This window comes from Micromonospora coxensis (assembly GCF_900090295.1).
GTDB lineage: Bacteria > Actinomycetota > Actinomycetes > Mycobacteriales > Micromonosporaceae > Micromonospora > Micromonospora coxensis.
In genome coordinates, this window is sequence record NZ_LT607753.1 from 2,201,888 (window position 1) to 2,226,742 (window position 24,855).

Annotated in this window: 27 protein-coding genes; 9 read left to right on the forward strand and 18 right to left on the reverse strand. The window is 73.3% G+C overall.

The window, feature by feature from the left end:
- Positions 1-225 precede the first annotated feature (225 nt).
- Both pepN and GA0070614_RS31410 read left to right on the forward strand, forming a co-directional pair.
- A complete protein-coding gene (gene pepN, locus GA0070614_RS09785; RefSeq protein ID WP_088975661.1) occupies positions 226-2,772 on the forward strand; it encodes an aminopeptidase N in 2,547 nt (848 codons plus the stop codon).
- A gap of 167 nt (positions 2,773-2,939) precedes the next feature.
- Entirely contained in the window at positions 2,940-3,068 is a 129-nt protein-coding gene (locus tag GA0070614_RS31410) for a hypothetical protein (protein WP_269459479.1), read from the forward strand.
- A gap of 69 nt (positions 3,069-3,137) precedes the next feature.
- Here the strand turns inward: GA0070614_RS31410 and GA0070614_RS09795 are convergent, their stop codons facing one another.
- Genes GA0070614_RS09795 through GA0070614_RS09805 form a run of 3 tightly spaced genes read right to left on the reverse strand, consistent with a single transcriptional unit; the run spans position 3,138 to position 5,358 of the window.
- The gene (locus tag GA0070614_RS09795; RefSeq protein WP_088975662.1) at positions 3,138-3,551 is read right to left on the reverse strand and encodes a DUF5130 family protein; all 414 of its coding nucleotides are present in this window, start codon (positions 3,549-3,551) and stop codon (positions 3,138-3,140) included.
- Positions 3,538-3,840: an aa3-type cytochrome oxidase subunit CtaJ gene (gene ctaJ, locus GA0070614_RS09800; protein WP_088975663.1), complete on the reverse strand. Its 303-nt coding sequence runs from the start codon at positions 3,838-3,840 to the stop codon at positions 3,538-3,540. Before ctaJ ends, GA0070614_RS09795 begins: the two co-directional genes overlap by 14 nt.
- Positions 3,841-3,894: 54 nt before the next feature.
- The gene (locus GA0070614_RS09805) at positions 3,895-5,358 is read right to left on the reverse strand and encodes an amidase (RefSeq protein ID WP_088975664.1); all 1,464 of its coding nucleotides are present in this window, start codon (positions 5,356-5,358) and stop codon (positions 3,895-3,897) included.
- Between the two features lie 268 nt (positions 5,359-5,626).
- Between GA0070614_RS09805 and GA0070614_RS09810 the strand changes: the two genes are divergently transcribed.
- Entirely contained in the window at positions 5,627-6,511 is an 885-nt protein-coding gene (locus GA0070614_RS09810) for a poly(ethylene terephthalate) hydrolase family protein (RefSeq protein WP_157745142.1), read from the forward strand.
- A 75-nt stretch (positions 6,512-6,586) separates the two neighbouring features.
- Here the strand turns inward: GA0070614_RS09810 and GA0070614_RS09815 are convergent, their stop codons facing one another.
- From GA0070614_RS09815 to GA0070614_RS09875, 13 genes are read right to left on the reverse strand one after another with little or no spacing between them, the layout of a single operon-like run.
- Positions 6,587-7,015, reverse strand: coding sequence for a PIN domain-containing protein (locus GA0070614_RS09815; protein ID WP_157744976.1), 429 nt, complete (start codon positions 7,013-7,015; stop codon positions 6,587-6,589).
- Positions 7,012-7,230 carry a type II toxin-antitoxin system VapB family antitoxin gene (locus GA0070614_RS09820; RefSeq protein WP_088975667.1) on the reverse strand — a complete coding sequence of 73 codons (219 nt, stop codon included), beginning with the start codon at positions 7,228-7,230 and terminating at the stop codon, positions 7,012-7,014. The genes GA0070614_RS09815 and GA0070614_RS09820 overlap by 4 nt, the downstream gene beginning before the upstream one ends.
- A gap of 28 nt (positions 7,231-7,258) precedes the next feature.
- The gene (locus tag GA0070614_RS09825) at positions 7,259-8,269 is read right to left on the reverse strand and encodes an amidohydrolase family protein (protein WP_088975668.1); all 1,011 of its coding nucleotides are present in this window, start codon (positions 8,267-8,269) and stop codon (positions 7,259-7,261) included.
- On the reverse strand, positions 8,269-8,793 hold the full coding sequence (locus GA0070614_RS09830) for a 3-hydroxyanthranilate 3,4-dioxygenase (protein WP_088975669.1): 525 nt from the start codon (positions 8,791-8,793) through the stop codon (positions 8,269-8,271). The genes GA0070614_RS09825 and GA0070614_RS09830 overlap by 1 nt, the downstream gene beginning before the upstream one ends.
- Complete coding sequence (locus GA0070614_RS09835; protein WP_088979341.1) at positions 8,790-9,218, reverse strand: RidA family protein; 429 nt, start codon at positions 9,216-9,218, stop codon at positions 8,790-8,792. The genes GA0070614_RS09830 and GA0070614_RS09835 overlap by 4 nt, the downstream gene beginning before the upstream one ends.
- Entirely contained in the window at positions 9,218-9,991 is a 774-nt protein-coding gene (locus GA0070614_RS09840; protein WP_088975670.1) for a 2-keto-4-pentenoate hydratase, read from the reverse strand. The genes GA0070614_RS09835 and GA0070614_RS09840 overlap by 1 nt, the downstream gene beginning before the upstream one ends.
- Positions 9,988-11,109: a 4-hydroxy-2-oxovalerate aldolase gene (dmpG, locus tag GA0070614_RS09845; RefSeq protein ID WP_231933598.1), complete on the reverse strand. Its 1,122-nt coding sequence runs from the start codon at positions 11,107-11,109 to the stop codon at positions 9,988-9,990. Before dmpG ends, GA0070614_RS09840 begins: the two co-directional genes overlap by 4 nt.
- Positions 11,106-12,038: an acetaldehyde dehydrogenase (acetylating) gene (locus GA0070614_RS09850; RefSeq protein ID WP_088975671.1), complete on the reverse strand. Its 933-nt coding sequence runs from the start codon at positions 12,036-12,038 to the stop codon at positions 11,106-11,108. Before GA0070614_RS09850 ends, dmpG begins: the two co-directional genes overlap by 4 nt.
- 37 nt (positions 12,039-12,075) lie before the next feature.
- The gene (locus GA0070614_RS09855; protein WP_088975672.1) at positions 12,076-12,870 is read right to left on the reverse strand and encodes a 2-keto-4-pentenoate hydratase; all 795 of its coding nucleotides are present in this window, start codon (positions 12,868-12,870) and stop codon (positions 12,076-12,078) included.
- Between the two features lie 56 nt (positions 12,871-12,926).
- Positions 12,927-14,408: a 2-hydroxymuconic semialdehyde dehydrogenase gene (locus GA0070614_RS09860; RefSeq protein ID WP_088975673.1), complete on the reverse strand. Its 1,482-nt coding sequence runs from the start codon at positions 14,406-14,408 to the stop codon at positions 12,927-12,929.
- A gap of 20 nt (positions 14,409-14,428) precedes the next feature.
- Positions 14,429-15,763, reverse strand: coding sequence for an FAD-dependent oxidoreductase (locus GA0070614_RS09865; RefSeq protein WP_088975674.1), 1,335 nt, complete (start codon positions 15,761-15,763; stop codon positions 14,429-14,431).
- Entirely contained in the window at positions 15,760-17,037 is a 1,278-nt protein-coding gene (gene kynU / locus GA0070614_RS09870; RefSeq protein ID WP_088975675.1) for a kynureninase, read from the reverse strand. The genes GA0070614_RS09865 and kynU overlap by 4 nt, the downstream gene beginning before the upstream one ends.
- A gap of 14 nt (positions 17,038-17,051) precedes the next feature.
- Positions 17,052-17,954 (reverse strand): tryptophan 2,3-dioxygenase, encoded by a 903-nt coding sequence (locus tag GA0070614_RS09875; protein ID WP_088975676.1) that lies wholly within the window; start codon positions 17,952-17,954, stop codon positions 17,052-17,054.
- Between the two features lie 146 nt (positions 17,955-18,100).
- Between GA0070614_RS09875 and GA0070614_RS09880 the strand changes: the two genes are divergently transcribed.
- The 3 genes from GA0070614_RS09880 (at position 18,101) to GA0070614_RS09890 (ending at position 20,096) form a co-directional block, all read left to right on the forward strand.
- Positions 18,101-18,577, forward strand: coding sequence for an Lrp/AsnC family transcriptional regulator (locus tag GA0070614_RS09880; protein ID WP_088975677.1), 477 nt, complete (start codon positions 18,101-18,103; stop codon positions 18,575-18,577).
- Between the two features lie 214 nt (positions 18,578-18,791).
- The gene (locus GA0070614_RS09885; RefSeq protein WP_088975678.1) at positions 18,792-19,268 is read left to right on the forward strand and encodes a hypothetical protein; all 477 of its coding nucleotides are present in this window, start codon (positions 18,792-18,794) and stop codon (positions 19,266-19,268) included.
- Between the two features lie 12 nt (positions 19,269-19,280).
- A complete protein-coding gene (locus GA0070614_RS09890; protein ID WP_088975679.1) occupies positions 19,281-20,096 on the forward strand; it encodes a class F sortase in 816 nt (271 codons plus the stop codon).
- A gap of 10 nt (positions 20,097-20,106) precedes the next feature.
- Here the strand turns inward: GA0070614_RS09890 and GA0070614_RS09895 are convergent, their stop codons facing one another.
- On the reverse strand, positions 20,107-20,652 hold the full coding sequence (locus GA0070614_RS09895) for an HNH endonuclease (RefSeq protein ID WP_088979342.1): 546 nt from the start codon (positions 20,650-20,652) through the stop codon (positions 20,107-20,109).
- Between the two features lie 363 nt (positions 20,653-21,015).
- On the opposite strand from GA0070614_RS09895, the gene GA0070614_RS09900 reads away from it, so the two are divergent.
- From GA0070614_RS09900 to GA0070614_RS09910, 3 genes are all read left to right on the forward strand, one after another.
- Complete coding sequence (locus GA0070614_RS09900; RefSeq protein WP_408630765.1) at positions 21,016-22,035, forward strand: mechanosensitive ion channel family protein; 1,020 nt, start codon at positions 21,016-21,018, stop codon at positions 22,033-22,035.
- A gap of 279 nt (positions 22,036-22,314) precedes the next feature.
- Positions 22,315-23,715, forward strand: a complete 1,401-nt coding sequence (locus GA0070614_RS09905; RefSeq protein ID WP_088975680.1) for an MFS transporter — start codon at positions 22,315-22,317, stop codon at positions 23,713-23,715.
- Positions 23,716-23,778: 63 nt separating this feature from the next.
- The gene (locus tag GA0070614_RS09910; protein WP_408630743.1) at positions 23,779-24,201 is read left to right on the forward strand and encodes a globin; all 423 of its coding nucleotides are present in this window, start codon (positions 23,779-23,781) and stop codon (positions 24,199-24,201) included.
- A gap of 43 nt (positions 24,202-24,244) precedes the next feature.
- Here the strand turns inward: GA0070614_RS09910 and GA0070614_RS09915 are convergent, their stop codons facing one another.
- Positions 24,245-24,829, reverse strand: a complete 585-nt coding sequence (locus GA0070614_RS09915; protein ID WP_088975682.1) for a type III secretion system chaperone family protein — start codon at positions 24,827-24,829, stop codon at positions 24,245-24,247.
- Positions 24,830-24,855: the final 26 nt, after the last annotated feature.

Consider the following 24,855-nt stretch of genomic DNA (forward strand, 5'->3'; position numbering starts at 1 on the left):
ACGGTGAGGTCCCTTCACGACGGGAGCGCCGACGGCACCGACGCCCTCTGATTCCCGATCCTCACCCCGACAACCATCGACCGTTCAACGAATGAGAGCGTGACCTCGACCACCGAGGGGCGTCGGTGCATGGAAGACTCGGCTCGGGCCGGCCACCACGAGCGGCCGGCGGGCTGGCGCAGCCGCGAGGCGGCGAGAGTGGGATGGAGACGAACAGTGCCGGGAGTGCGCAACCTGACCCAGGTCGAGGCCACCGAGCGGGCCCGCCTGCTCGACGTGACCGGGTACGACATCAGCCTGGACCTGTCCACCGCGGTGCAGGCCGACGGCCGCACCTTCCGGTCGGTGACCGAGGTCCGGTTCCGTTGCACCGAGCCGGGCGCCAGCACCTTCATCGAGGCCGCCGCCGAGTCGGTGCGGTCGGCGACGTTGAACGGCGCGCCCGTCGACCTCTCCGGCTGGTCGGCCGAGAAGGGGCTGACCCTCACCGGGCTGGCCGCCGATAACACCCTCGTCGTGGACGCGGACTTCGCGTACTCCAACAGTGGGCAGGGCCTGCACCGCACGGTGGACCCGGTCGACGGGGAGACCTACCTCTACAGCCAGTTCGAGACGGCCGACGCGCAGAAGGTCTTCGCCTGCTTCGACCAGCCCGACCTGAAGAGCGTCTACACCTGGCACGCCACCGTCCCGGAGCACTGGCGGGTGGTGTCCAACATGCCGGTGGAGCGCGAGGAGCCGGCCGGCGAGGCGCTCAAGACCGTGCACTTCACCGAGTCGGCGCGGATGAGCACGTACATCACCGCGCTCTGCGCCGGGCCGTACCACGAGGTGCGCGACAGCCACGACGGCATCGACCTGGGCGTGTTCTGCCGGGCCTCGATGGCGCCGCACCTGGACTCCGACGACCTGTTCCTCATCACCAAGCAGGGCTTCGACTTCTTCCACGAGCAGTTCGGGGTGCGCTACCCGCTGCCCAAGTACGACCAGCTCTGGGTGCCGGACTTCAACGCCGGCGCGATGGAGAACTTCGGCTGCGTGACCCACGCCGAGTCGCACTACCTGTTCCGCTCGCAGGTCACCGACTTCGAGTACGAGCAGCGGGCCAACACGATCCTGCACGAGCTGGCGCACATGTGGTTCGGTGACCTGGTCACCATGCGCTGGTGGAACGACCTGTGGCTCAACGAGTCGTTCGCCGAGTGGGCCAGCCACTGGTGCAACACCCACGCCACCCGCTTCTCCGAGGCGTGGACGACGTTCCTGTCGATCCGCAAGAACTGGGGCTACCGGCAGGACCAGCTCTCCTCCACCCACCCGGTCTACTGCGAGATGCCGGACCTGGAGGCGGTCGAGGTCAACTTCGACGGCATCACGTACGCCAAGGGCGCCAGCGTGCTCAAGCAGCTCGTGGCGTACGTCGGCGAGGAGCCGTTCCTGGCCGGCCTGCGCGCGTACTTCGGCAAGCACGCCTGGGGCAACGCCACCTTCGACGACCTGCTCACCGAACTGGAGACCGCCTCCGGCCGCGAGCTGCGCAAGTTCGCCGCGCAGTGGCTGGAGACCGCGCAGGTCAACACGCTGCGCCCCGAGGTGACGATCGGCGCGGACGGCGCGTACGAGCGGGTGCTGGTGCGCCAGGAGGCGCCGGCCGGGCACCCGACGCTGCGTACCCACCGCATCGGCGTCGGCCTGTACGACCTGACCGACGGGCGGCTGGTCCGCCGGGAGCGGGTCGAGGTGGACGTCACCGGAGACCGGACCGAACTCTCCGTCCTGCACGGCAAGCCGGCCGCGGACGTGCTGCTGCTCAACGACGACGACCTGACGTACACGAAGCTGCGGCTCGACGAGCGGTCGATGTCCACGGTGGTGCAGCACATCGGCGGCTTCGAGTCGTCGCTGGCCCGGGCGCTGTGCTGGACGGCCGCCTGGGACATGGTCCGGGACGCCGAACTCTCCGCCCGCGACTACGTCGCGCTGGTGCTGGCCGGGCTGCCCGCCGAGACCGACATCAACCTGGTCACCGCGACCCTGCGCCAGGCGAGCACCACCCTCACCTACTACGCCGACCCGGAGTGGGCGCCGACCGGCTGGGCGCAGCTGGCCCGCACCGCGCGGGCGACGCTGGCGGCGGCCGAGCCGGGCAGCGGCTTCCAGCTCGCCTGGGCGCGCGCGTACGCCTCGGCGGCCCGCTCGGCGGAGGACCTGGCGACGCTGCGCGGCTGGCTGAACGGCAACGACGTGCCGGCCGGGCTGACCATCGACACCGAACTGCGCTGGACGATCCTCGAGGCGCTGGTGGCCAACGGGGCGGCCGGCCCGGACGAGATCGAGGCCGAGCTGGCCGGCGACCGGACGGCCAGCGGCGAGCGGGAGGCCGCGTACGCGCACGCGCTGGTGCCGACCCCGGAGAACAAGGCGGCGGTGTGGGCGCAGCTGACCGGGCCGGAGGCGCTGCCGAACTGGCGTAACCGGGCGCTGTTGCAGGGCTTCACCCACGCGGCGCAGGTGGAACTGACCGCGCCGTACCGGGAGCGGTACTTCGCCACCGTGGCGCAGGTCTGGGCGCAGCGCGACAGCGAGCCGGCGCAGGAGTTCGTGCAGCTCGCCTACCCCGCCTACCTGGTGGAGGAGGAGACGGTGGCGGCCACCGACGCCTGGCTGGCGCAGGACGGGCACCCGGCGTCGCTGCGCCGGCTGGTCGCCGAGGGCCGCGACGGCGTGGTCCGCGCGCTGCGCGCCCGCGCCCGGGACGCGCAGACCGCCTGACAGGGGTACGCGGCCGGGGCCGGCGTGGGCGGGAGCCCGCGCCGGCCCCGGCCGTTGTCGTGTGCTGAGGAGGTGGACGGCGGCACGACCGGTCGACGAAGCCCCCGCTCTACGCCGAGGCCGGCATCCCGCACGACTGGCGCGTCGAGCGGGGCGACTTCGGCGCCGTGGTCCACCGCTACGAACTGGTCAAGGACGTGCACCACAACCTCGTCGGCACGGTCGGGCCGGACGATCCGGTGCAGATCGACGCGCCGTGGCCGATGCGGCTCGATCCGAGCGCCTGGCCCCGCTGACCCGGGGGCACGAGGAAGCCCGGCCCGCGCGTGGCGCGGACCGGGCTCCGTCGTACGAGGTGTGCGGGCTCAGCCCTTGCCGGCGTGGCTGGCGAGCTGGTCGAGGCCCTGGATGATGCCGCCGGCCAGGTCGCCGCCGCCGAACGCCGCCACCATGGACAGCGCGGCGAGCTTGGCGTACGTGTCGGGGATCCGCTTGCGGGCCTGCCGACCGGTGACGATCTCCAGCTGGCGCTGGTTGGGCGACACGGCGACCAGCACCGACCGGTCCGGCTCGGCGAGCTGGCGGTGCAGCCGCTCGGCGTGCTCGCGGATCGGCTCGTCGAGGCCGCCGACGTAGACCGAGAAGACCAGGCCGGTGCCCTGGTCGGCCAGGCGCAGCGCCTCGTCGATGCGGAGCAGCTGACGGGTCGAGAACGGCCCGTCCAGCACCTCGGGCGGGGTCCCCGTCCCGGCCTCGGCCCGCTTCTCACCAACGGTCACTTGCGCCTCCGGTTCCACCGGCCGGCGCCTCGACGCCGGCCTGCTCCTGCTTGCGGCTGCTCAACGCCGGTGCCTGCGCGCCCGCGGCCAGCGCGGTGCCGGCCGAGTCGGCCAGCTGCTCCGGGCGACCCAGGAACCAGACCGGCGTGAAGTCGAACGGGCGACCCGGCCGGTAACGCTTGGCGCCGCCGCCGCTGCCGCGGTTGCCGGCGAAGACCAGCCCGGCGATCACCAGCACCACCGCCGCGGGGATGCCGGCGAAGATCAGCGCAGTCTCAGTGACAGACAATCCCAACGCCCCCAGGCGGAAAGAGAGACCAGAGCATCCGGTTCGGAAGGACGATCATGGCGTCGACCCCCCGACTCCGCTGCCATTCACGTTAGCGGAGTCGACGCCCCGCCAGATTGCGGGGTGCCGATCCCACCCGTCACTACAGTGTTCCAGTTGCGCGGCGGCAGCGATCAGCCGGGCGTCGTCGCCGTAGCGACCGGTCAACAGCACTCCGACGGGCAGGTCCGTCGCGGTCCGCCCGATCGGCAGCGAGACGGACGGCTGGCCCGTGACGTTGAAGACGGCGCAGAACGGCGAGAACCGCCGCTGCCGGTCGAAGTCGGCGGCCGGGTCGCAGGCGCCGGTGAACCAGCCCACCGGCGCCTGCGGCGCGGCCAGGGTGGGGCAGAGCAGCAGGTCGCAGCCGGCCGAGCGACGGGCGCCGACGCGTACCTGGGCCTGGATCTCGCCAAGGGTGGCCATCAGCGCGCCGGCGCCGACCGCCGCGCCCCGGGCCCGTAGGTGGCGGGTCAACGGCAGGAGCAGGGCCTCCCGCTCGGGCGGCACCGGGGCGAGCGCCAGCACGTACCAGAGGGTCTCGAAGAGCGGCCAGACCGCGGGGCCGAGGGGCGGGGGCACCTCGACCACCTCGTGGCCGGCGGCGGTGAGCAGGTCAGCGGCCCGGTCGACGGCGGCCCGGCAGTCGGGGTGGACCGGCTCGTCGGCGAGCATCGGCGCGGTGAACCGCCCGATCCGCAGCCGCCCGGGCGTGGCCCCGCGGGCGGCGGCGAGGTAGCCGCCGTCGGGTCGGGGCGGCGGCAGGTACGGCTCGCCGGGCACCGGCTCCGCCAGCACGTCCAGCAGCGCGGCGACGTCGGCGACGGTACGCCCGATCGGGCCGTTGGTGGGCAGGCCGAACGCGCCGAAGCCGACCGGCCCGCCGGAGACCACGCCCCGGCTGGGCTTGTAGCCGACCAGGCCGCAGAGGGAGGCGGGGATGCGCAGCGACCCGCCACCGTCGGAGCCCTGGGCGACCGGGACCAGTCCGCCGGCCACTGCGGCCGCCGCGCCACCGCTGGACCCGCCGGCGGTGCAGGCCAGGTCCCACGGGTTCCGGGCGGGCGGCGCGACCAGCCCCTCGGAGTAGAGCGAGCAGCCCAGCTCGGAGGTGGTGGTCTTGCCGAGGCTGACCAGCCCGGCGGCGGCCATCAGCCGGACCACGTCGGCGTCCAGCGGCGGGACGAAGTCGGTGAAGGCGGCCGAGCCGAAGGTGGTGCGCACCCCGGCGGTCAGGGTCAGGTCCTTGACCGCGGTCGGTACGCCGTGCAGCGGCCCGCGCCCCTCGGGTGGCGCCGCGTCGGCGGCGCGGGCGGCGGCGAGCGCGCGCTCCGGCGTGACGGTGACGAACGCGCCGAGGGTGTCACCGAGCGCGGCCACCCGGGCCAGGTGGTGGGTGACCAGTTCCACGCTGGAGAGCTCGCCCCGCGCGACGGCGGCGGCCTGCTCCAACGCGGTCAGGTCGTGCGGCTCGGCCATCCCGTCATCCTGCCGTCCGCGCGCCGGGTCGGCCGTGCGACACGACCGCCGGCAGCCCACCCATATCTCCCTGACATGACCCGGCCGGGATTGCCGGTCGCCCGGCGCGGCCCCGGACGATGACCACAGCGATCAACGTCGATCGATATCGATCCGGTGGTCCCGACGGCGGACCACCCGCCACCCACTGCCGCAGGGAGCAACCGACGTGCAACCCGTCCCCGCCTTCGATGCCCCCGAGGTCCGGCCCCGGCCGGACCGCCGACGCATCCGCCACGCCCTCCGGCCGCTGCTCGCCCTCGCCCTGGTCGGCGTCGGGCTCACCGCCGCACCGGCCGCCGGGACCGCCGCGCCCGACGTCGCCCCGGCCGCGCTCAACCCGTACCAGCGCGGCCCGAACCCGACCGTGTCCAGCATCGAGGCGACCCGGGGCCCGTTCGCCATCGCCCAGACGACCATCGCCGCCTCCAGCGTCAGCGGCTTCCGCGGCGGCACCGTCTACTACCCCACCAGCACCGCCGAGGGGACCTTCGGCGCGGTGGCGATCTCCCCCGGCTACACCGCGACCCAGTCGAGCGTCGCGTGGCTCGGCCCCCGGCTGGCCTCGCAGGGCTTCGTCGTCGTCACCATCGACACGCTGTCCCGCTACGACCAGCCGGCCAGCCGGGGCACCCAACTGCTGGCCGCCCTGGACCACCTGACCACCGCCAGCTCCGTACGCGCCCGCATCGACCGCAACCGGCTCGCCGTGATGGGCCACTCGATGGGCGGCGGGGGCAGCCTGTCCGCGGCGAACACCCGGCCGAGCCTGCAGGCGGCGATCCCGCTGACCGGCTGGCACACCGTGAAGAACTGGTCGTCGGTACGGGTCCCCACGCTGGTCGTCGGGGCCGAGAACGACTCGGTGGCCCCGGTCTCCTCGCACTCGGAGCCCTTCTACACCAGCCTGCCGGCCACCCTGGACAAGGCGTACCTGGAGCTGAACGCCGCCGGCCACTCCGCGCCCACCTCGACGAACGTGACGGTGGCGAAGTACAGCATCTCGTGGCTCAAGCGGTTCGTCGACGACGACACCCGCTACGAGCAGTTCCTCTGCCCGGCGCCCCGGGGCACGGCGATCCAGGAGTACCGGGACACCTGCCCGCACTCCTGAGCACCTGCTGGACCCGTCACCCGGGTGACGGGTCCAGCACCCGGACGACGCGCGCCACCGGCGAGCCAGGTGAGGTCAGGCGAGGGTGCCGGGTGGGGCGATCCACTCCGACCGGGGCCCGCCCACCTCGGCCAACAGGTCGAAGTCACGGTCGTAGTGCAGGACGGTCGCCGAGTACTCGGCGGCAGCGGCGGCGACCAACACGTCCACCGGACTGGCGGCGCGATGGTGCCCTCGGGACGTGAGCGCCAGTTGCAGGTCCCGCGCCCGGGTGGCCACCGCCGACGTGATCGGAAGATCGACCATCAGTTCCGCCCGACGCGCCCGCACCGCCATCGCGTCACGGAAGTCGCGGGCACTCCGCCCGTCCTCCAGATCGAGCGGTACGCAGGTCGCCGCGAGTCCCTCCTCGAGGATGGCCGCGATGCGCTTGCCCACGACGGGTTGCCGGAGTCGACCCCACGCCGACGTGTCTATCAGGTACAGCCCGGCAGGTGGGATCACGCCGCGTCCTGCTCACCCCGGGGAGTCTTGTCGTCCTCCAGCAGGCCGGTCCAGTCACGGTCGATCGAGAGCAGTTCACGGACCGCCTCGACCCGCTTGCTCCGCTCCGCCACCAATCGCAGGGCGGCATGAATGGTGTCCTTCTTGCTCTTGGTACCGAGTTCACGCCTGGCCCGTTCGAGCAGTTCATCGTCGAGATCAATGACAGTCTTCACCGCAGCAGTATATATCCCTGGCCGCTGGTTATATACCGTCCTTGCCGAGGAAGCGCAGCGCGTTGCCGCCGAGCAGCTGACCGCGCTGCGCGTCGGTGAGGAAGTCCGCCCGGTGCACCACCCGGCCCACCGGCCGCTCCCCCAGCGGGTACGGGTAGTCGCTGCCGAGCAGCACCCGGTCGACGCCCATCGTGTCGACCAGCAGCCGCAGCGCGGCCGGCTCGAAGACCACCGAGTCGACGCAGAACCGGTCCAGATAGGAGCTGGGCGGCGCGGCGGAGAGACCGCGTACCAGGTCACCGCGGCGGTGCCAGGCGTTGTCGGCCCGCCCCACCCAGAACGGGAAGCTGCCCCCGCCGTGCGCGAAGCAGATCCGCAGCGTCTCCGGCACCCGGTCGAAGACGCCACCGAGGATCATCGCCAGCACCGACAGGTGCGTCTCGGCGGGCATGCCGGTCAGCCAACGGGCCATCCAGCGGTCCAGCCGGGGCCCGCCCGGCATGTCCCACGGGTGCACGAAGACCGGCGCCCCCACCTGCGCGCAGTGGGTCAGGAACTGCACGATGCCGGCGTCGTCCAGGTCGCGGTCGCCGACGTGGTTGCCGATCTCCACGCCCGCGTGCCCCGCCGCCAGGCAGCGGTCCAGCTCGGCGCAGGCCGCGTCCGGGTCCTGCAGGGGCACCTGGCAGAACGGCACCAGCCGCCCGCCACCCGCCGCGGTGACCTCCAGGGTGAGGTCGTTGAAGATCCGGGCCACCTTGACCGCCTGGTCGGCGGGGCGGTCGTAGCCGAAGAAGACCGGGGTGGGCGAGACCACCTGCACGTCGACGCCGTCGGCGGCCATGTCGGCGAGCCGGGTGTCGGCGTCCCAGCACTGCGCGCCGACCGGGCGGAACTCCGACTCCCCCACCATGATCATGGCGGCGCGCTCGGAGTCCACCCGCAACCAGGGCCAGCCGGACCCGCCGCACGCCGCGGCGAGGTCCGGCCACCCCTTCGGTACGACGTGCGTGTGCACGTCCACCACCGGTGCGCCCATCAGCCCTTGCCCGGGTGCAACGCGCCGCAGGCGTCGCAGGTGCGGGCCTTCTCGTCGGCGTAGAACGCCTGGAACACCGGCGGCAGGTCGGCGGCGATGTCGCGGACCTGCAACTCCACCTCGTGCACCTGGTGCCCGCACTCCGGGCAGTACCACTGGAACTTCTCCAGCGTGCCCTCCTCGCGGACCCGCTCGACCACCACGCCGATCGAGCCGGCCTCCGGCCGCTGCGGCGAGTGCGGCGTGTTGCGCGGCAGCATCCACATCTGACCCTCGCGCACGTGCACCGTACGCGGCCCCTCCGGGGTCATCAGGTTGATGTGCATGTTGCCCTTGACCTGGTAGAAGAACTCCTCGTACGGGTCGACGTGGAAGTCGGTGCGCTGGTTGGGCCCGCCGACCACCATCACGATGAAGTCGTCCGAGCCCGGGAACATCTCCCGGTTGCCCACCGGCGGCTTGAGCAGGTGCTGGTTCTCCGCGATCCACCCGGGAAAGCTGAACGGCTCCGCGATCTCACTCACGACTGACCTCCTGACGGAAGAAGGGCCACGGCCTGGATCTCGATCAGCAGGTGCGGGTGCGGGAGTTGGTGCACCGCCACGGTGGTCCGGGTCGGGCCGGTGGCGTCGAAGAACTCCGCCCACACCTCGTTGTACCCCCCGAAGTCGTTCATGTTGACCAGGTAGGAGGTCACCTGGACGAGGTCGGTGAGGTCCGCGCCCACCGACCGGAGCAGGTCCCGGACGTTGCCGATGACGGCCCGGGTCTGCTCGCGGATGTCGAGGTCCGTGGTGCCGAACTCGTCCACCCGTACCCCGGCGAAGGTGTTGTCCGGCCGCCGCGACGACGTACCCGAGACGAAGACGAACCCGCCCGCGACCTTGACGTGCGGGAACGCCCCCCGCGGCACGGCCTTGCCGGCCACCACGCGCGCCTCGCTCCCGATCACGACGAGGCCCGCAGCGAGGCGGTGCCGAGCTTCTCCACGACGGCACGGACGTGGGCGCCGGGACGCAGCGGCACGGCGGCGGTGGCGGCCCCGGCCAGGAAGACCCAGCCCTGCCGCAGCCGCACCCCGTGCCGCCCGGCGAGCCGGATGCCCTCGTCGAGGGCCCGACGCGGGTCGCCGAGGATCGCCGCGGTGGAGCCGGTCTGCGCGACCCGCCCGTCGATCTCCAGCAGCACCCCGAGGTTGTCCAGGCCGTCCGGCACCGGCGACCACGGCCCCACCACGAAGGCGGCGGCCGAGGTGTTGTCGGCGATGACGTCCGGCAGCGAGAAGGTGAAGTCGGCGAACCGGGAGTCGATCAGCTCGATCGCCGGGGCGACCGCGCGGACCGCGTCGGTGAACGCGCCGACCGGCTCACCCGGGTCGGGGAGACGGTCCAGCAGGAACGCCACCTCCGGCTCGACCCGGGGGTGGATGAAGTCGCCGACGTCGACCGTGCCGCCGTCGGGCACCCGCATCACGTCGGTGAGCCGGCCCCAGATCACCTCGTCGACGCCGACCTGCGCCATCTTCGCCCGGCTGGTCAGCCCCATCTTGAGCCCGACCACCCGTTCGCCCCGGTCGACCCGGCGCTGGATCAGCGCCGTCTGCACCGCGTACGCGGCGTCGACGTCGAGACCCGTCTCGGCGGCGAGCTGCGGCACCGCGGTGGCGGTGTCGGCGGCCGCGCCCAGCTTCTCGGCGATGCCCGCGACGTCCGGCCCGATCACGGCGCCACCTCCGCCCGCGAGACCCCGTTCGGCACGGTCTTCCCGCTCACGTTCGCCTCCTCCTCGCGCCGACCGGCGAGGTCGAGCGCCACGTCCACGATCATGTCCTCCTGGCCGCCGACCATCCGACGGCGGCCCAGCTCGACCAGGATCGAGCGGACGTCCACCCCGTACTTCGCCGACGCCCGCTCGGCGTGGCGCAGGAAGCTGGAGTAGACGCCGGCGTACCCGAGGGAGAGCGTCTCCCGGTCCACCTGCACCGGCCGGTCCTGCAACGGGCGGACCACGTCGTCGGCGGCGTCCATCAGCGCGAACACGTCGCAGCCGTGCTGCCAGCCGTGCAGCTCGGCGACCGCCACGAAGACCTCCAGCGGCGCGTTGCCGGCCCCGGCGCCCTGCCCGGCCAGCGACGCGTCCACCCGGACGGTACGGCCGTGCGGCGCGTCCGGACCGGCCGGCCCGGCGCCGGCGATCCGGCCGTGCTCGACGGCGACGACGCTGTTGGCCACCCCCAGCGACAAATTGTGGTGGGCGTGGATGCCGATCTGCGTCTCCGGCCGGAGCACCTGCCGGTACGCGTCCACCCGCTGCGCCACGTCCGACATCAGCAGCCGTCCGCCGGAGTCGGTGACGTAGACGCAGTGCGCCCCGTACGACTCCATCAGCCTGGCCTGCGCGGCCAGCCCGGCCGGGTCGTTCATGTGCGACATCATCAGGAACCCGGAGACGTCCATGCCGTTCTCCCGGGCCCAGGAGATGTGCTGGGCGGAGATGTCGGCCTCGGTGCAGTGGGTGGCGATCCGGACGCTGGTCACCCCCAGCGCCTTCGCCGCCTTCAGGTCGGCGATGGTGCCGATGCCGGGCAGCAGCAGAGTGGTCAGCTTCGCGTTCGTCATCACCTCGGCGGCGGCGGCGATCCAGTCCGCGTCGCTGGCCGCGCCGTGGCCGTAGTTGACGCTGGAGCCGGCGAGGCCGTCGCCGTGCGCCACCTCGATCGCGGCCACCCCGGCCGCGTCCAGCGCGGCGGCGATGGTGCGGACCTGGTCGACGGTGTACCGGTGGGCGATGGCGTGCATGCCGTCGCGCAGCGTCACGTCCTGGATGTAGAGGTCGGTCATCGCACCGTCACCTCGGCCCGCAGGGCCACCAGCCGCTGCGCGGTACGCAGCGCGGCGGAGGTCATGATGTCCAGGTTCCCGGCGTACGCGGGCAGGTAGTGCCCGGCCCCGGAGACCTCCAGGAACACCGAGACCTGGAGCCCGGTGAGGTGCCGCCCCAGCGACGGCACGTACGTGTCGACCCGGTCGAACTGCACGTCCTGCTTGAGCCGGTAGCCGGGGACGTACTCCTGCACGGTCGCCACCATGTCCGCCACCGAGGCGGCGACGGCGGCCCGGTCGGCGTCGACGTCCGGGCAGAGGCAGTAGACGGTGTCGCGCATCAGCAGCGGCGGGTCGGCCGGGTTGAGCACGATGATCGCCTTGCCGCGCTCCGCGCCGCCGACCACCTCGATCGCCCGGGCGGTGGTCTCGGTGAACTCGTCGATGTTGGCCCGGGTGCCCGGCCCGGCCGACTTCGAGGCGATCGAGGCGACGATCTCGCCGTACGCCACCGGGGTGACCCGGCCGACGGCGGCGACGATCGGCACGGTCGCCTGCCCACCGCAGGTGACCATGTTGACGTTGCGCTCGTGCAGGTGCTCGTCCAGGTTGACCGGCGGCACCACGTACGGGCCGACGGCCGCCGGGGTCAGGTCGACCACGGTCCGGCCGTGCGCGCGCAGCACCGCGTCGTTGTGCCGGTGCGCGCCGGCCGAGGTGGCGTCGAAGACCAGCTCGACGTCGGCGAACTCGGGCAGCGCGACCAGCCCGTCCACCCCCTCGGCGGTGGTGGCGACGCCGAGGCGGCGGGCCCGGGCCAGGCCGTCCGAGGCCGGGTCGATGCCGGCCATGGCGACCATCCGCAGGCTCCCGCCCAGTCGCAACACCTTGATCATCAGATCGGTGCCGATGTTGCCCGACCCGATCACCGCCACCCCGACACTCATGCCGCACCCTCCTCGTCGGCGACCGCACGGCCCGCCGTCACGACAGCCCCTTGGAGAAGCAGGTCCGCACCGAGCCGAGCCCGGAGATCCGCGCCTCGTACGCCCCGCCCGGGACGACCGGCACCACCGGGCCCAGCGACCCGGAGAGGACCACGTCCCCGGCGCGCAGCGGGTCCCCGGCGCGGGCGAGCGTGCCGGCGAGCCATTGCAGGGCGATGAGCGGACTGCCCATGCAGGCCGCCCCGGCGCCGACCGAGACCGGCTCCCCCGCGTGCTCCAGGACCATGCCGGCCAGCCGCAGGTCGACGTCGGCCAGCCGACGCGGCGTGGTGCCGAGCACGTACATGCCGCTGGAGGCGTTGTCGGCGACGGTGTCCACGATGGAGATGTCCCAGCCCGCGATCCGCGAGTCGACGATCTCGATCGCCGGCAGCACGTGGTCGACCGCGCCGATCAGGTCGACGGTGGTGACCCGTTCCTCGGTCAGGTCGCGGCCGAGCACGAAGGCGACCTCCGCCTCCACCCGGGGCTGGATCAGCCGGTCGATCGGCACCTCGACGCCGTCGCCGACCGCCATCACGTGGGTCAGCAGGCCGAAGTCCGGCTGGTGGACACCCAGGCTGTCCTGCGCCGCCCGTGAGGTCAGTCCGATCTTCGCGCCCACCCGGCGCTCGCCCCGCCCCTGCCAGGCCCGCGCCTGGAGCTGCTGCACCCGGTACGCCGACTCGACGTCCCCCTCCGGCAGCAGCCGCCCGCGCAGCGGCGCGCAGGGCTTGCCGCTGGTCCGGGCCTCGGCCAGCTCCCGGTTGGCCGCCTCGATGTCGACTGTCATCCCCGCTCCTCGCTGCGCTCGCTCATGACGTCGTGCATTCTGCCCGCCGCGCGGGGTCACGACAGGTCCACACAGACGTTGGTGAGCTCGGAGTAGAAGTCGAGGGAGTGCACCCCGCCCTCCCGGCCGATGCCGGAGGCCTTCACCCCGCCGAACGGGGTGCGCAGGTCACGCAGGAACCAGGTGTTCACCCAGACGATCCCGGCGTCCAGCCGGGCCCCGGCCCGGTGCGCCCGGCCGACGTCGCGGGTCCAGACCGTCGCCGCCAGGCCGTACTCGGTGCCGTTGGCCAGCGCGTACGCCTCGTCCTCGTCGTCGAAGGGCGCCACGTGCACCACCGGGCCGAAGATCTCCTCGGTGTTGGTCCGGGTGTGCGGCCCGAGCCCGGTCAGCACGGTCGGCTGCACGTACGCGCCGCCGTCGCGGGCGTCGCCGAAGCGCGGCACCCCGCCCCCGGTCAGCACCTCGGCGCCCTCGGCGCGGGCCAGCCCGTAGTGGCCGAGCACCTTGTCCCGGTGCCCGTGCGAGATCAGCGGCATGTTCACCGTGGCCTCGTCGGCCGGCCAGCCGTACGCCAGCTCACCGGCCCGCTTCGCCAGCCGGGCGGTGAACTCCTCGAAGACCGGACGCTGCACGTAGATCCGCTCGGTGCAGAGGCAGACCTGCCCGCCGTTGGTGAAGCTGGAACGCACCGAGCCGGCGACCGCCGCGTCCAGGTCGGCGTCGGCGAAGACCAGCCCGGCGTTCTTGCCGCCCAGCTCGAAGCTGACCGCCTTCACGCCGTCCGCGGCGGCCCGCATGATCGCGCCGCCGGTGGCCGACTCCCCGGTGAAGGTGATCGCGTCGACGTCGGGGTGGCGGGTGAGGAACTCCCCGGCCGAGCCGGGGCCGAAGCCGTGCACCAGGTTGAACACCCCGTCGGGCACGCCCGCGGCGGCCATCACCTCGGCGAGCAGGGTCGCCGAGGCCGGGGTCTCCTCGCTGGGCTTGACCACCACCGCGTTGCCGCAGGCCAGCGCGGGGGCCACCTTCCAGGTGAGCAGCAGCAGCGGCAGGTTCCACGGCACGACCACCGCGACCACGCCGACCGGCTTGCGGACCGCGTAGTTCAGCGCCCGGCCGCCGGTCGGGGTGACCGTGGTGAACGACTCCGTCGGCGCGGTCGCCACGATCTCGGCGAAGGCCCGGAAGTTGGCCGCGCCGCGCGGGACGTCCAGGGTGCGGGCCTGCGAGATGGCCTTGCCGGTGTCGGCGACCTCGGCGGCGACCAGGTCGTCGAAGCGGCGTTCCAGCTCGTCGGCGATCCGGCGCAGCACCTCGGCGCGTTCCCGCTCCCCGGTGCGGCCCCACGGCCCGCGCAGCGCCGCCCGGGCGGCGGCCACCGCGTCGTCCACCGTGGACTGCGGGGCCTCGACCACCTCGAAGACCGGCTCACCGGTGACCGGGCTGCGCTTGGTGAACCGCGCCCCGGCGTCGACGAACTCGCCGCCGACGAAGTGGCGCAGCAGACCCGGCCCGTCCGGCGCGTGCCCGGCCATCAGCCGGGGATCCCAGAGACTCATCCGCGCCTGCCCCGACCGATCGCCGCGCCGACCGCACCGGCCAGCACCGCCGCCGTCCCGACGGCCACCGCCGCCAGCGCGCCGTACTGCCGGCGCACCCGCCGGCGCACCTCGGCGTACGGGGTGGTGGAGAAGGAGACCAGCTCGTACTGGGAGACGTACCGGCCGGGCAGGGCCCGTTCCAGCGCGTGCTCGATCTTCTTGCGGGTCTGGAACACCGGGGAGGCGACCTTGTCCCGCATCTCCACGAAGTTGGCCAACGCCATCCGGGCGATCGCCTCGGCGTTCTCCTGCCGCCGCCGCTGGTAGAGCGGGAGCGCGGCGGACCAGTCGTCGCCGGTGTCGTCCAGGCAGCGGTCCAGTTCCACCACGTCCTCGAAGGCGCAGTTCGCGCCCTGGCCGTAGAAGGGGACGATGGCGTGCGCGGCGTCGCCGATCAGGCCCACCCGGCCGTCGACCTGCCACGGCGCGCACCGGACCGTGCCGAGCACCCCGATCGGGTTGTGCCGGTAGTCGTCGACCAGGTTGGGCGCGAGCGGGAGCAGGTCCGGGTAGTGGGTGGCGAAGTGCCGTTCGATCGCCGCCGGGCTGCCCAGCGAGGCGAAGCTCGCGGTGCCGTGGGTGGGCCAGAAGAGCGTGCAGGTGAAGGAGCGGTCCGGGTTCGGCAGGGCGATCATCATCGAGGTGCCGCGCGGCCAGATGTGCAGCGCTGCCGGATCGAGGGCGAACTCGCCGCCGACCGGCGGGATGGTCAGCTCCTTGTAGCCGTAGTCGAGGAAGTCCAGGCTCTCGTCGAGCACCCCGTACCCGAGGAGCTGCCCGCGCACCGCGGAGCCGGCGCCGTCGGCGCCGAGCACGACCGACGCGGTGGTGGTGACCTTGCCCTGCGGGGTCTCGAAGGTCATCTCGCCGCCGGCCGGGTCGAGCCCGACCAGCCGGTGGTCGAAGGCGATCCGCACCCCCGGCAGCGCGTCGGCGGCGGTGAGCAGGGCGTTGTTCAGCGCGCCCCGGCTGATCGAGTTGATCGCCCGGTCCCCGGCGACGCTGTACGGCTGGAACTGCGGCTCCCCGGCGACCGGGTGGATCATCCGGCCGCGCATCGGCAGCGCGTCCGCCATCACCTGATCGGCCAGCCCGATGCGGCGCAGCGCGTCGAGGCCCCGCTCGGAGAGCGCCAGGTTGATCGAGCGGCCCCGCTCGACCTGCCCGGTACGCGGATCCGGCCGTCGCTCGTAGAGCGCCACCGGGTAGCCGCGCCGGGCCAGGAAGCAGGCCAGCAGGCAGCCGGCCAGCCCGGCCCCGACCACCGCGATCTCGTCCCGTTCGCTCATCGGTCCTGCTCCACCGTCGTGGCCAGCGCGTCGGCGACCCGCCAGCAGTCGTGGTACGTCGAGTACAGCGGCACCGGGGCGAACCGGACGACGTCCGGCTCCCGGGCGTCGGCGATCACCCCGTGCTCGTGGCGCAGCCGCTTGGTCAGCTCGGCGGCGCTGCCCGCGCCGATCCGCACCGAGAGTTGGCAGCCACGCCTGGCCGGGTCGCGCGGGGTGACCACGGTCAACGGCCGATCGACGGTGACCTCGTCGAGCAGCCGCTCCAGGAAGCCGGTGAGCCGGACGCTGCGCTCGCGCAGCGCCGGCATGCCGACGGAGTCGAACAGCTCCAGCGAGGTGCGTACCGGACCCATCGCGAAGATCGGCGGGTTGGAGATCTGCCACGCCTCGACCGTCGCCGGTGGCCGGGAGACCGGGGTCATCTCGAAGCGGGTGGTCGCCTCGGTGCTCCACCAGCCCTCGAACCGGGGCAGGTCCGGGTTGCCGAGGTGGCGCTGGTGGACGAAGACGCCGGCCAGCGCGCCCGGCCCCGAGTTGAGGTACTTGTACGAGCACCAGGCGGCGAAGTCGACGTCCCAGTCGTGCAGCGCCAGTGGGACGTTGCCGACGGCGTGCGCCAGGTCCCAGCCGACCACCGCGCCGGCCGCCCGGCCGGCGGCGGTGATGGCCGCGATGTCCATCAGCTCGCCGGTGAGGTAGTTGACCCCGCCGAGCAGCACCAGCGCGATCGTGTCGCCCTCGGCGGCGAGGAAGTCGGTGACGTCCTCGGTGCGCAGGGTCTCCTCACCGGGGCGCGGCTTCAGTCGGATGACGGTGGTGTCGGGGTCGAGGCCGTGGAACCGGGCCTGGCTGCGCACCGCGTAGGAGTCCGAGGGGAAGGCGGCGTCCTCGACGACGATCCTGCTCCGCCGTCCCGCCGGCCGGTAGAAGCTCACCATCAGCAGGTGCAGGTTGACCGTGAGGGAGTTCATCACCACGGTCTCCTCCGGCAACGCGCCGACCAGCCGCGCGGCGGGCCCGGTCAACAGCTCGTGGTACGGCAGCCACGGCCGCTCGGCCTCCAGGTGCCCCTCGACGCCGAGCCGGCTCCACGCCTCCAGGTCGGCGAGGAGTTCCGCGCGGGTGGCCCGGGGCTGCAGGCCGAGCGAGTTGCCGGCCAGGTAGGCGGCCTCCGGGTAGCGGCCCCCGTCGGCGGGCGGCACGTGGAAGAGGTGGCGGTGGCCGGGGTCGGCCTTGTCGAGGCGGTGGGCCTCCTGCTCCGGGATGCGCATCTCCGTCCTCCGGGTCACATCGCGGTCCGGGCCGACCACAGCTCCGGGAAGACCACCCGGGCCATGCTCCGTTGCAGCCAGGCCAGGCCGGCGGAGCCGCCGCTGCCGACCTTGGCGCCCATGGTGCGCTGGACGGCCTTGACGTGGTTCCACCGCCAGTCGCCGAACTGCTCGGCCACCTCGGCGAGCGCCTCACCGAGCAGGCGCAGGTGGTTGTCCGGGCCGCCGTCGTCGTAGATCGCCACCCAGGCCGCCTCGACCGCCGGGTGCGGCTGGTGCTCGGCGGCGACGTCCCGGTCGAGCAGGTCGGCGGGGAGGTCGTGGCCGTGCCGGGCGAGCAGGGCGAGCACGTCGTCCCAGAGGCTCGGGGCGGCGAGGGTGGCGCGCAGCTCGTCGTACACCTGCGGCTGGCGGCGGAACGGGCGGATCAGGGCCGGGTCGCGCAGGCCGAGCAGGAACTCCAGGTGCCGGTACATCGCGGACTGGAAACCGGAGCCCTCGCCGAGCAGGTTGCGGAACCGGTTGAAGTCGGCCGGGGTCATCCAGCGCAGCCCCCGCCAGGCGGCGTTGAGCCCTTCGAGGTGCAGCGCGGCCCGGCGCAGCGGGGCCAGGGCGTCCCAGATCCGGTCGGCGCGCAGGTCCCGCTGGGCCTGGCGCAGCTCGTGGCAGGTCAGTCCGAAGTAGAGCTCCATGATCTGGCTGACCATGAGGAAGGACATCTCGCCGGGGTCGTCGCTGAGCGGCTGCTGCAACCGGTGCAGGGTGCTGGCGTGCACGTACGCGTCGTACGGCACCCGGTCGGCGAACTCGAGCGTGGGCTCGCCGCCGTTGCGGGCCGCCCGGGCGGCCCGTTGCTGGGGGGTGGCCGGGCGCACCGCCGCGGTCAGGGTGGGCGCCCGCAGGTCCGTCTGCTCCACCTTCTCGTCTCCTCCCTCAGCCGGATACGACATGATCCCGCGGTCGGATCGGCGGATGGAATGCCGATTCGACGGTCGTCACGGGTGATCACCTTCGGTCCGCAAGGCGCTGGGCGGGTATCGCTTACGGAAGGTAAAGTCTCGGCGTGGACGACATGGACTGGGCTCTGCTGCGGGAACTCCAGGCCGACGCGCGCCTGTCGTACAGCGAGTTGTCCCGGCGGGTGCACCTGTCCCCGCCGGCGGTGGCCGAGCGGGTCCGCCGGTTGGAGGAGGCCGGGGTGATCACCGGCTACCACGCCCACGTCGACCTGACCCGGGCCGGCCGCAGCGTGCTCGCGCTGATCCGGATGTCCTGCTACGGGCCGCGCTGCATCCTGCACGACCCGGAGGTGGCCGGCTGGCCGGAGATCCGGGAGATCCACCGGATCACCGGCGACGCGTGCAGCATGCTCAAGGTCGCCGCCGGGTCGATGGAGGGGTTCGAGGCGGTCATCGACCGACTCGCCCCGTACGGCCAGCCGTCGAGCACCATGGTGCTCTCCACCCCGCTGGACTGGCACCCGGTCGGCCCGCTGCCGCCGCACGCGGACCCGCCGTCCCCGCCCGCCCGACGGCGCTGAGCCCGGCCCCCCGGCTCGACCGACGGCGCTGCGATCACGCAGAGCGACGACACCCCGCATGTCACCGTCAGTCACGCCATCCTCTGGTTTGGCACCGGGCCAGCGGGAATGCAGGCCCGAACACCCGTCGCAGGATTCCGGCGATCGTGCCGGGAAGGGGAGAATCATGCGGGGGCTCATCGGGCACCGTCGTGCCTTTTCCGCCGTACTGGCGATGTTCACACTGGTCGCGGCCTTCGTGCTGGGGACAGCCACACCGGCCCGGGCGGGGGAGAACACCTTCGTCGAGGTCACCCCGAACACCGCGCAGGCCGGGACCCGGGTGAACATCCGGGCCAGTTGCGACACCGCCAACAACCAACAGGCCAGCGTGCAGTCCGACGCCTTCGGGCGGGTCGTCGTCCGGCCGGACAACGGCTTCCTGACCGGGGCGGTCACCATCCCGGGCGGCAAGGAGCCGGGCGACTACCCGGTCAACCTGCGCTGTCCCGACGGCAACACCGCCCAGACCACGCTGACCGTGCTGAACATGGCCCAGCCGAGCAAGGGTCCGGCGACCGGTGGCGGCGGCACCGCCGGTGACCGGGGAGCCGGATCGCTGCTGCTCGTCGGCGGCCTGGCCGTGGTCGCCGTGGTGGCCGGCCTCGGAGTGTTCGGCGGGAGCCGTCGTCGGGCCGGGACCCGGTCCTGACCCCACGCCGCCATGGCCCGCGCACGCTCGCGTACGCCACGGTCGGGTCGGATCCGGGCCGCCGCCCGGCTCGCGGTCCGCGCGGCCGGCCGCCTCCGCCGGGTGGCCGGCCAGGCCGTCTCCGCCAGCGTGACCACCGCCGACCCGGTCGCCCACGCCGCTCCGGTACGACCGGCGCCCCGTGGCCCGGCCCGGGCGGGCCGCTACCGGAGCCGGAGTCCGGGGCTGCCGGTCATGGTGGTCGCCGGCCTGATGGCGCTGATCGTCGCCATGCTCGGCGTGGAACAGGTCACCGGCCTCAGCGTGCTGCCGGACCGGTTCATCGCCGGCCTGCGTCCACCGCCGAAGAAGTTCCCGGTGCTGCCCGGCAGCCCGCCGACCGGGATCGCGATCGACCGGATCGACCTGCGGGCGTCGGTGCACCACGTCGGCATCGCCCCGGACGGCAGCATCGGGGTGCCGGACGCCGCCCGCGCCCACGAGGCGGCCTGGTACGACCAGGGCCCGACCCCCGGCCAGTACGGCCCGGCGGTGATCGTCGGGCACGTCGACACCACCACCGGACCGGCCGTCTTCCACGGCCTGCCGGAGCTGCGCGACGGCGACGAGGTCGAGGTGACCCGCGAGGACGGGAAGGTGGCCGTCTTCGAGGTCGACCAAGTGCAGCGGCACGGCAAGGAGAAGCTGCCGGTGACCGAGATCTACGGCGACTTCAGCCGTCCCAACCTGCGCCTGATCACCTGCGGTGGCCGCTGGGTCGGCGGCGACACCGGCTACGCCGACAACGTGGTGGTGTACGCCTCACTGGTCCGGGCCCGCGAGGGCTGAGCGCAGCGGCTCAGGCGGCCTCGGCCTCCCGCAGCGGCTCGCGCAGGTCGAGCCAGTCGGCCCAGCGCGGGTCGGGGGCTCGGTGCCCGAGCACCCGCCAGGCCGTCCCCTTCGGGGCGGCGGGGTGGTTGTGCAGCCGCCAGCCCAGCTCGGCCGGGGTCTTGTCGCCCTTGGTGTGGTTGCACCGGGCACACGCGGCGACCACGTTCTCCCAGGCGTGTCGGCCGCCCCGGCTGCGCGGGAAGACGTGGTCGATGGTCTCCGCCGGCCCCCGGCAGTAGGCGCACCGCCAGCCGTCGCGGGCGAACACGGCCCGCCGGGAGAGCCCGACGTGGGTCCGGTACGGCACCCGGACGAAGCGGGTCAGCCGCACCACGGAGGGGACGGGGAGGGCGTTGCGGGCACTGTGCAGCACACCGTCGCCGTCGGCGACACACACCGCCTTGGCGGAGAGCACGAGGATGGCGGCGCGACGCACCGACACGACACACAGCGGCTCGTAGGTGGCGTTGAGAACCAGCGCGCCGGAGCCCACCGTGGGTCGTATGTCAGGCATCGTGCTCACCCTCCCGGTCCAGCCGCTCCCACCGCGGGCCGCGCCGGCCGTGCCCCGGGCAAGGGGGTGACCACGACCGACGCCGGCGGGATCACCGACGTCCGTTGCGCCAATCGTCCCTGATAAGACCCCGGATTGCACGTACTAATCCGGGGTACCCCGGCAAGCTTCTGCCCCTCGTGTGAAGATGACCGGTTCGGCGCCGGGTGATCATGGCGTCCGGCGAGGCCCGGCGGTCGGTGGGTCGGCGGCCGACGGCCGGGACGGTTGCGGTACGAAGACAGGGTGAGCGCCACCGATCTGACGATCCTCGCCGAGCCGATCATCGACCCGTCGCCGTCGCAGGACTGCCTCAACGACACCCTGTGCAAGGGCGTGCTGGAGGTGACCGGCTCCACCTGGTTCGCCGAGGGCAGCTACTGGATCCTGCTCAAGCCGCTGCGGGTGGTCCTGATCCTGCTGCTCGCGTTCGTCGCCCGCTGGGCGCTGCACCGGACGATCAACCGGCTGGTCCGCACCACCAGCGAGGGCGCGGTGCCGACGATGCTGCGGCCGCTGCGCGAGCGGATCCCGTCCGCGGCGGTCGACCCGGAGGAGTTCGTCCCGGAGCGCCGCCGGCAGCGGGCCGAGGCGATCGGCTCGGTGCTGCGCAGCATGGTCACCGCGTTCGTCTTCGGCATCGCGCTGCTGATGGTCCTCAAGGAGTTCAGCTTCGACCTGGCTCCGCTGCTGGCCAGCGCCGGCATCGCCGGCGTCGCGCTCGGCTTCGGCGCGCAGAGCCTGGTCAAGGACCTGATCGCCGGCCTGTTCATGCTCATCGAGGACCAGTACGGGGTGGGCGACACGGTGGACCTGGGCGAGGCGACCGGCGTGGTGGAGTCGGTGGGCCTGCGGGTCACCACGGTCCGGGACGCGCGCGGGGTGCTCTGGTACATCCGCAACGGCGAGATCATCCGGGTCGGCAACAAGAGCCAGGGCTGGGCCCTGGTGGTGGTGGACCTGCCGATCGGGTTCGCCAGCACCGAGGAGGCCACCGCCGTGCTGCGTACCGCCGCGGCCTCGGTGGCGATGGACCCGGAGTTGGCCCCGGAGATCGTCGAGGAGCCGGAGGTGCTCGGCGTCGAGCAGATGACGGTGGACGGGGCGGTGATCCGGACGGTGGTCAAGACGACCGCCGACGGCCAGTTCTCGGTCGGCCGGGAGCTGCGCCGCCGGCTGGCCGAGGCGCTGGAGAACTCGGGCATCACCGCGAAGATCGCCGCTGCCCGGCTCTACCCGGGGCTGCCGCAGGTGATGCCGGGCGGCGCCGCCCCCACCGTCGCTCCGGGCGGCGCGCCCGGCGCCGGCGGCCCACCTCCCACGGGCCAGGGCGGGGCGACCTGACCGTGGGTGAGCGGTCGGCCCCGACCGCCGTACCGGCACCGTGACCTGGTCGGCTGCGGCGACCGAAATCCGGGGCTTCCCGACCGCGCGAGCCCTCGGGTATCGTCCGTTCGTTCAGTCGGAGATGCGACGATCCATCCGTTCACCCTAGCCAGTTCTCAGACGATCGGGCAGAATCCGGTGCACGCGCTCCCCGGAGCGTGATCATGTCCTCGCTGATCCGTAGATCTGACGACAGGGCCCCGGCAAGGCCGTCACGAGTGGCCGTCGGCGGGCTCGATGGAGGCGACGGTGTCCGACGAGCGACCCTCTCCGGACGGGCCGGCAACCTTCCGTGAGGTGTTCGGCCAGCCCGAGTACCGGGCGGTCCTCACCGCGAGCCTCCTCTCCTGGGTCGGCGACTACGTGGCCAAGGCCGCGGTCACCGTCCTCGTCTACCGGGAGAGCGAGTCGATCGCGCTCTCCGCCGCCGCGTTCGCGGTCAGCTACCTGCCCTGGCTGGTCGGTGGGCCGCTGCTCGCCGCCCTCGCCGAGCGGTACCCGTACCGGCGGGTGATGGTGGTCTGCGACCTGGTCCGGATGGCGCTGATGACGCTGATCGCCGTGCCGGGCATGCCGGTCTGGGCGATCCTGGCCCTGCTCTTCGCCACCACGCTGGCCAACCCGCCGAGCCAGGCCGCCCGGTCGGCGCTCATGCCGGCCATCCTCAGCGGCGACCGGCTGGTCGTCGGGCTGTCGCTGAACGCCAGCTTCGGCCAGGCCGCCCAGGTGGTCGGCTATCTGCTCGGCGCGGCCGTGGCCGCCTGGAACACCACCGCCGCGTTGCTGATCAACGCGGCGACGTTCGCCGTGTCGGCCGCACTGCTGCGCTGGGGCGTCCGCGAGCGGGCATCGGCGATGACCGCCGCGCACCGCACCCATCTGCTCCGGGAGACCGGCGAGGGATTCCGGATCGTGTTCGGCAACCCCGTCCTGCGGGCGATCGCCGTGCTGGTCTTCAGCGCCATGCTCTTCTCCATCGTCCCCGAGGGGCTCGCCGCGGCCTGGGCCGGCGAGCGCGCCGACGCCGGGATGGACACCGGCATGGCGCAGGCCGTGATCATGGCGGCCAACCCGGTCGGCTTCATCCTCGGTGGACTCCTGGTCGGCCGGGCCGTCGCGCCGGCCCGCCGGCTCACCCTGATGCGCCCGCTGGCGGTGGCCGCGCCGCTGGCGCTGGTGCCGGCGCTGCTCGACCCGCCGCCGCTGGTGGTGGCCCTGCTCGCGGCGACCTGCGGCTTCGCCGTCGCCGGCCTGCTGCCGACCGCCAACGGCCTCTTCGTCCGCGCCCTGCCGAACGGCTTCCGGGCCCGCGCCTTCGGCGTGATGGCCACCGGCATGCAGGTCATCCAGGGGGCGGCGGTGCTGATCACCGGGCTCATCGCCGACCACTTCCCGATCTCGACGGTGGTCGGCCTGTGGAGCGCCGGCGGCGTGCTGCTCATGCTGTTCACCGCGCTGCGCTGGCCGGACCGGCGGACCGTCGAGGCGGCCGTCGAGGCGGCCGACCGGGCCAACTCCGAGGACCCGCCGGCCGGTGGCCGAGCACACTCCCCCGCCGCCCCACGCTGCCGCGACGGGCAGCCGGCCGTGGAGGGCCGCACCGGCGAGCGGGGCCACCGCAGCCACGCTGTGACGTGATCGGCAGCCGCCCCGGCCGGTACGCGGCGACCGGCGGCCCGGGGCACCTGGCAGGATGGAACGGTGAATCCCGCAGGTGAATCCGACCGCACCGAGCCGTCGATGACCCTCTTCGAGGCGGTCGGCGGCGAGCCCACCTTCCGCAAGCTGGTCGACGAGTTCTACGCCGGCGTCGCCACCGACCCGCTGCTGCGGCCGATGTACCCGGAGGAGGACCTCGGGCCGGCCGCCGACCGCCTGACGCTCTTCCTGATGCAGTACTGGGGTGGGCCGCACACCTACTCGGCCCAGCGCGGGCACCCGAGGCTGCGGATGCGGCACGCGTCGTTCCGGATCGGCGCCGCCGAGCGGGACGCCTGGCTGCACCACATGCGGCGGGCCGTCGACCGGTTGGACCTGCCGCCGGAGATCGCCGGTGCGCTCTGGGACTACCTGGAGCGCGCGGCCTACTTCATGGTGAACGTCATGGAGGACCCGGCCGGGTAGGCGTCACCCCGGCGGGTGGCCCGCACCGGCCCCCGGGGGCGGCTCAGAGCAGCGCGCCCTCGTCGTGCAGCCAGTCGACGAAGGTGGTCGCCACGGCCGCGCCGCAGTCGAGCATCTCGACCAGGAGCGCGTCGTGGGTGCCGGCGCCGAGCGGCACCTGGAGTTCGGCGTAGATGGGCAACTGACCGCGCTCGGTCGGGTCGCCGATGTACGCCTTGCAGAACCGGCGGGTGTGGTTCCACTCGTTGACCACCCGGTAGGCCCGGTCCGCCCAGTCCGGCGGGACCGTCGCGTGCGGACGCGCCCGCATCACCAGGATCTCGTCCTCGGGACCCTCCAGAGTGACCAGCACCGCGTGCCGCTCCCACATGGCCAACAGGTTCCCGTCACCGTCGGCCAGGTAGCGCACGTCGAGCAGGTCGAGGGCGTCGCAGACCCGACGCAGGGTGACCGGGGCCACCGTGACCGGCATGTCGGCGGTCACCGACCGGTCGGTGGCCTTGCACTCGTCTCCCGGCTGCCGGGGGGACGGTGGTCCGACCCGGACGGTGCTGTCCACTGTGGTCCCGCTTCGAGTTTCCGGGTCGCCGCCACTGGCAGGACCAGGGCGCCATGACCACCACGGCATCGCTCGCGCACCTCACTCCCCAGCGG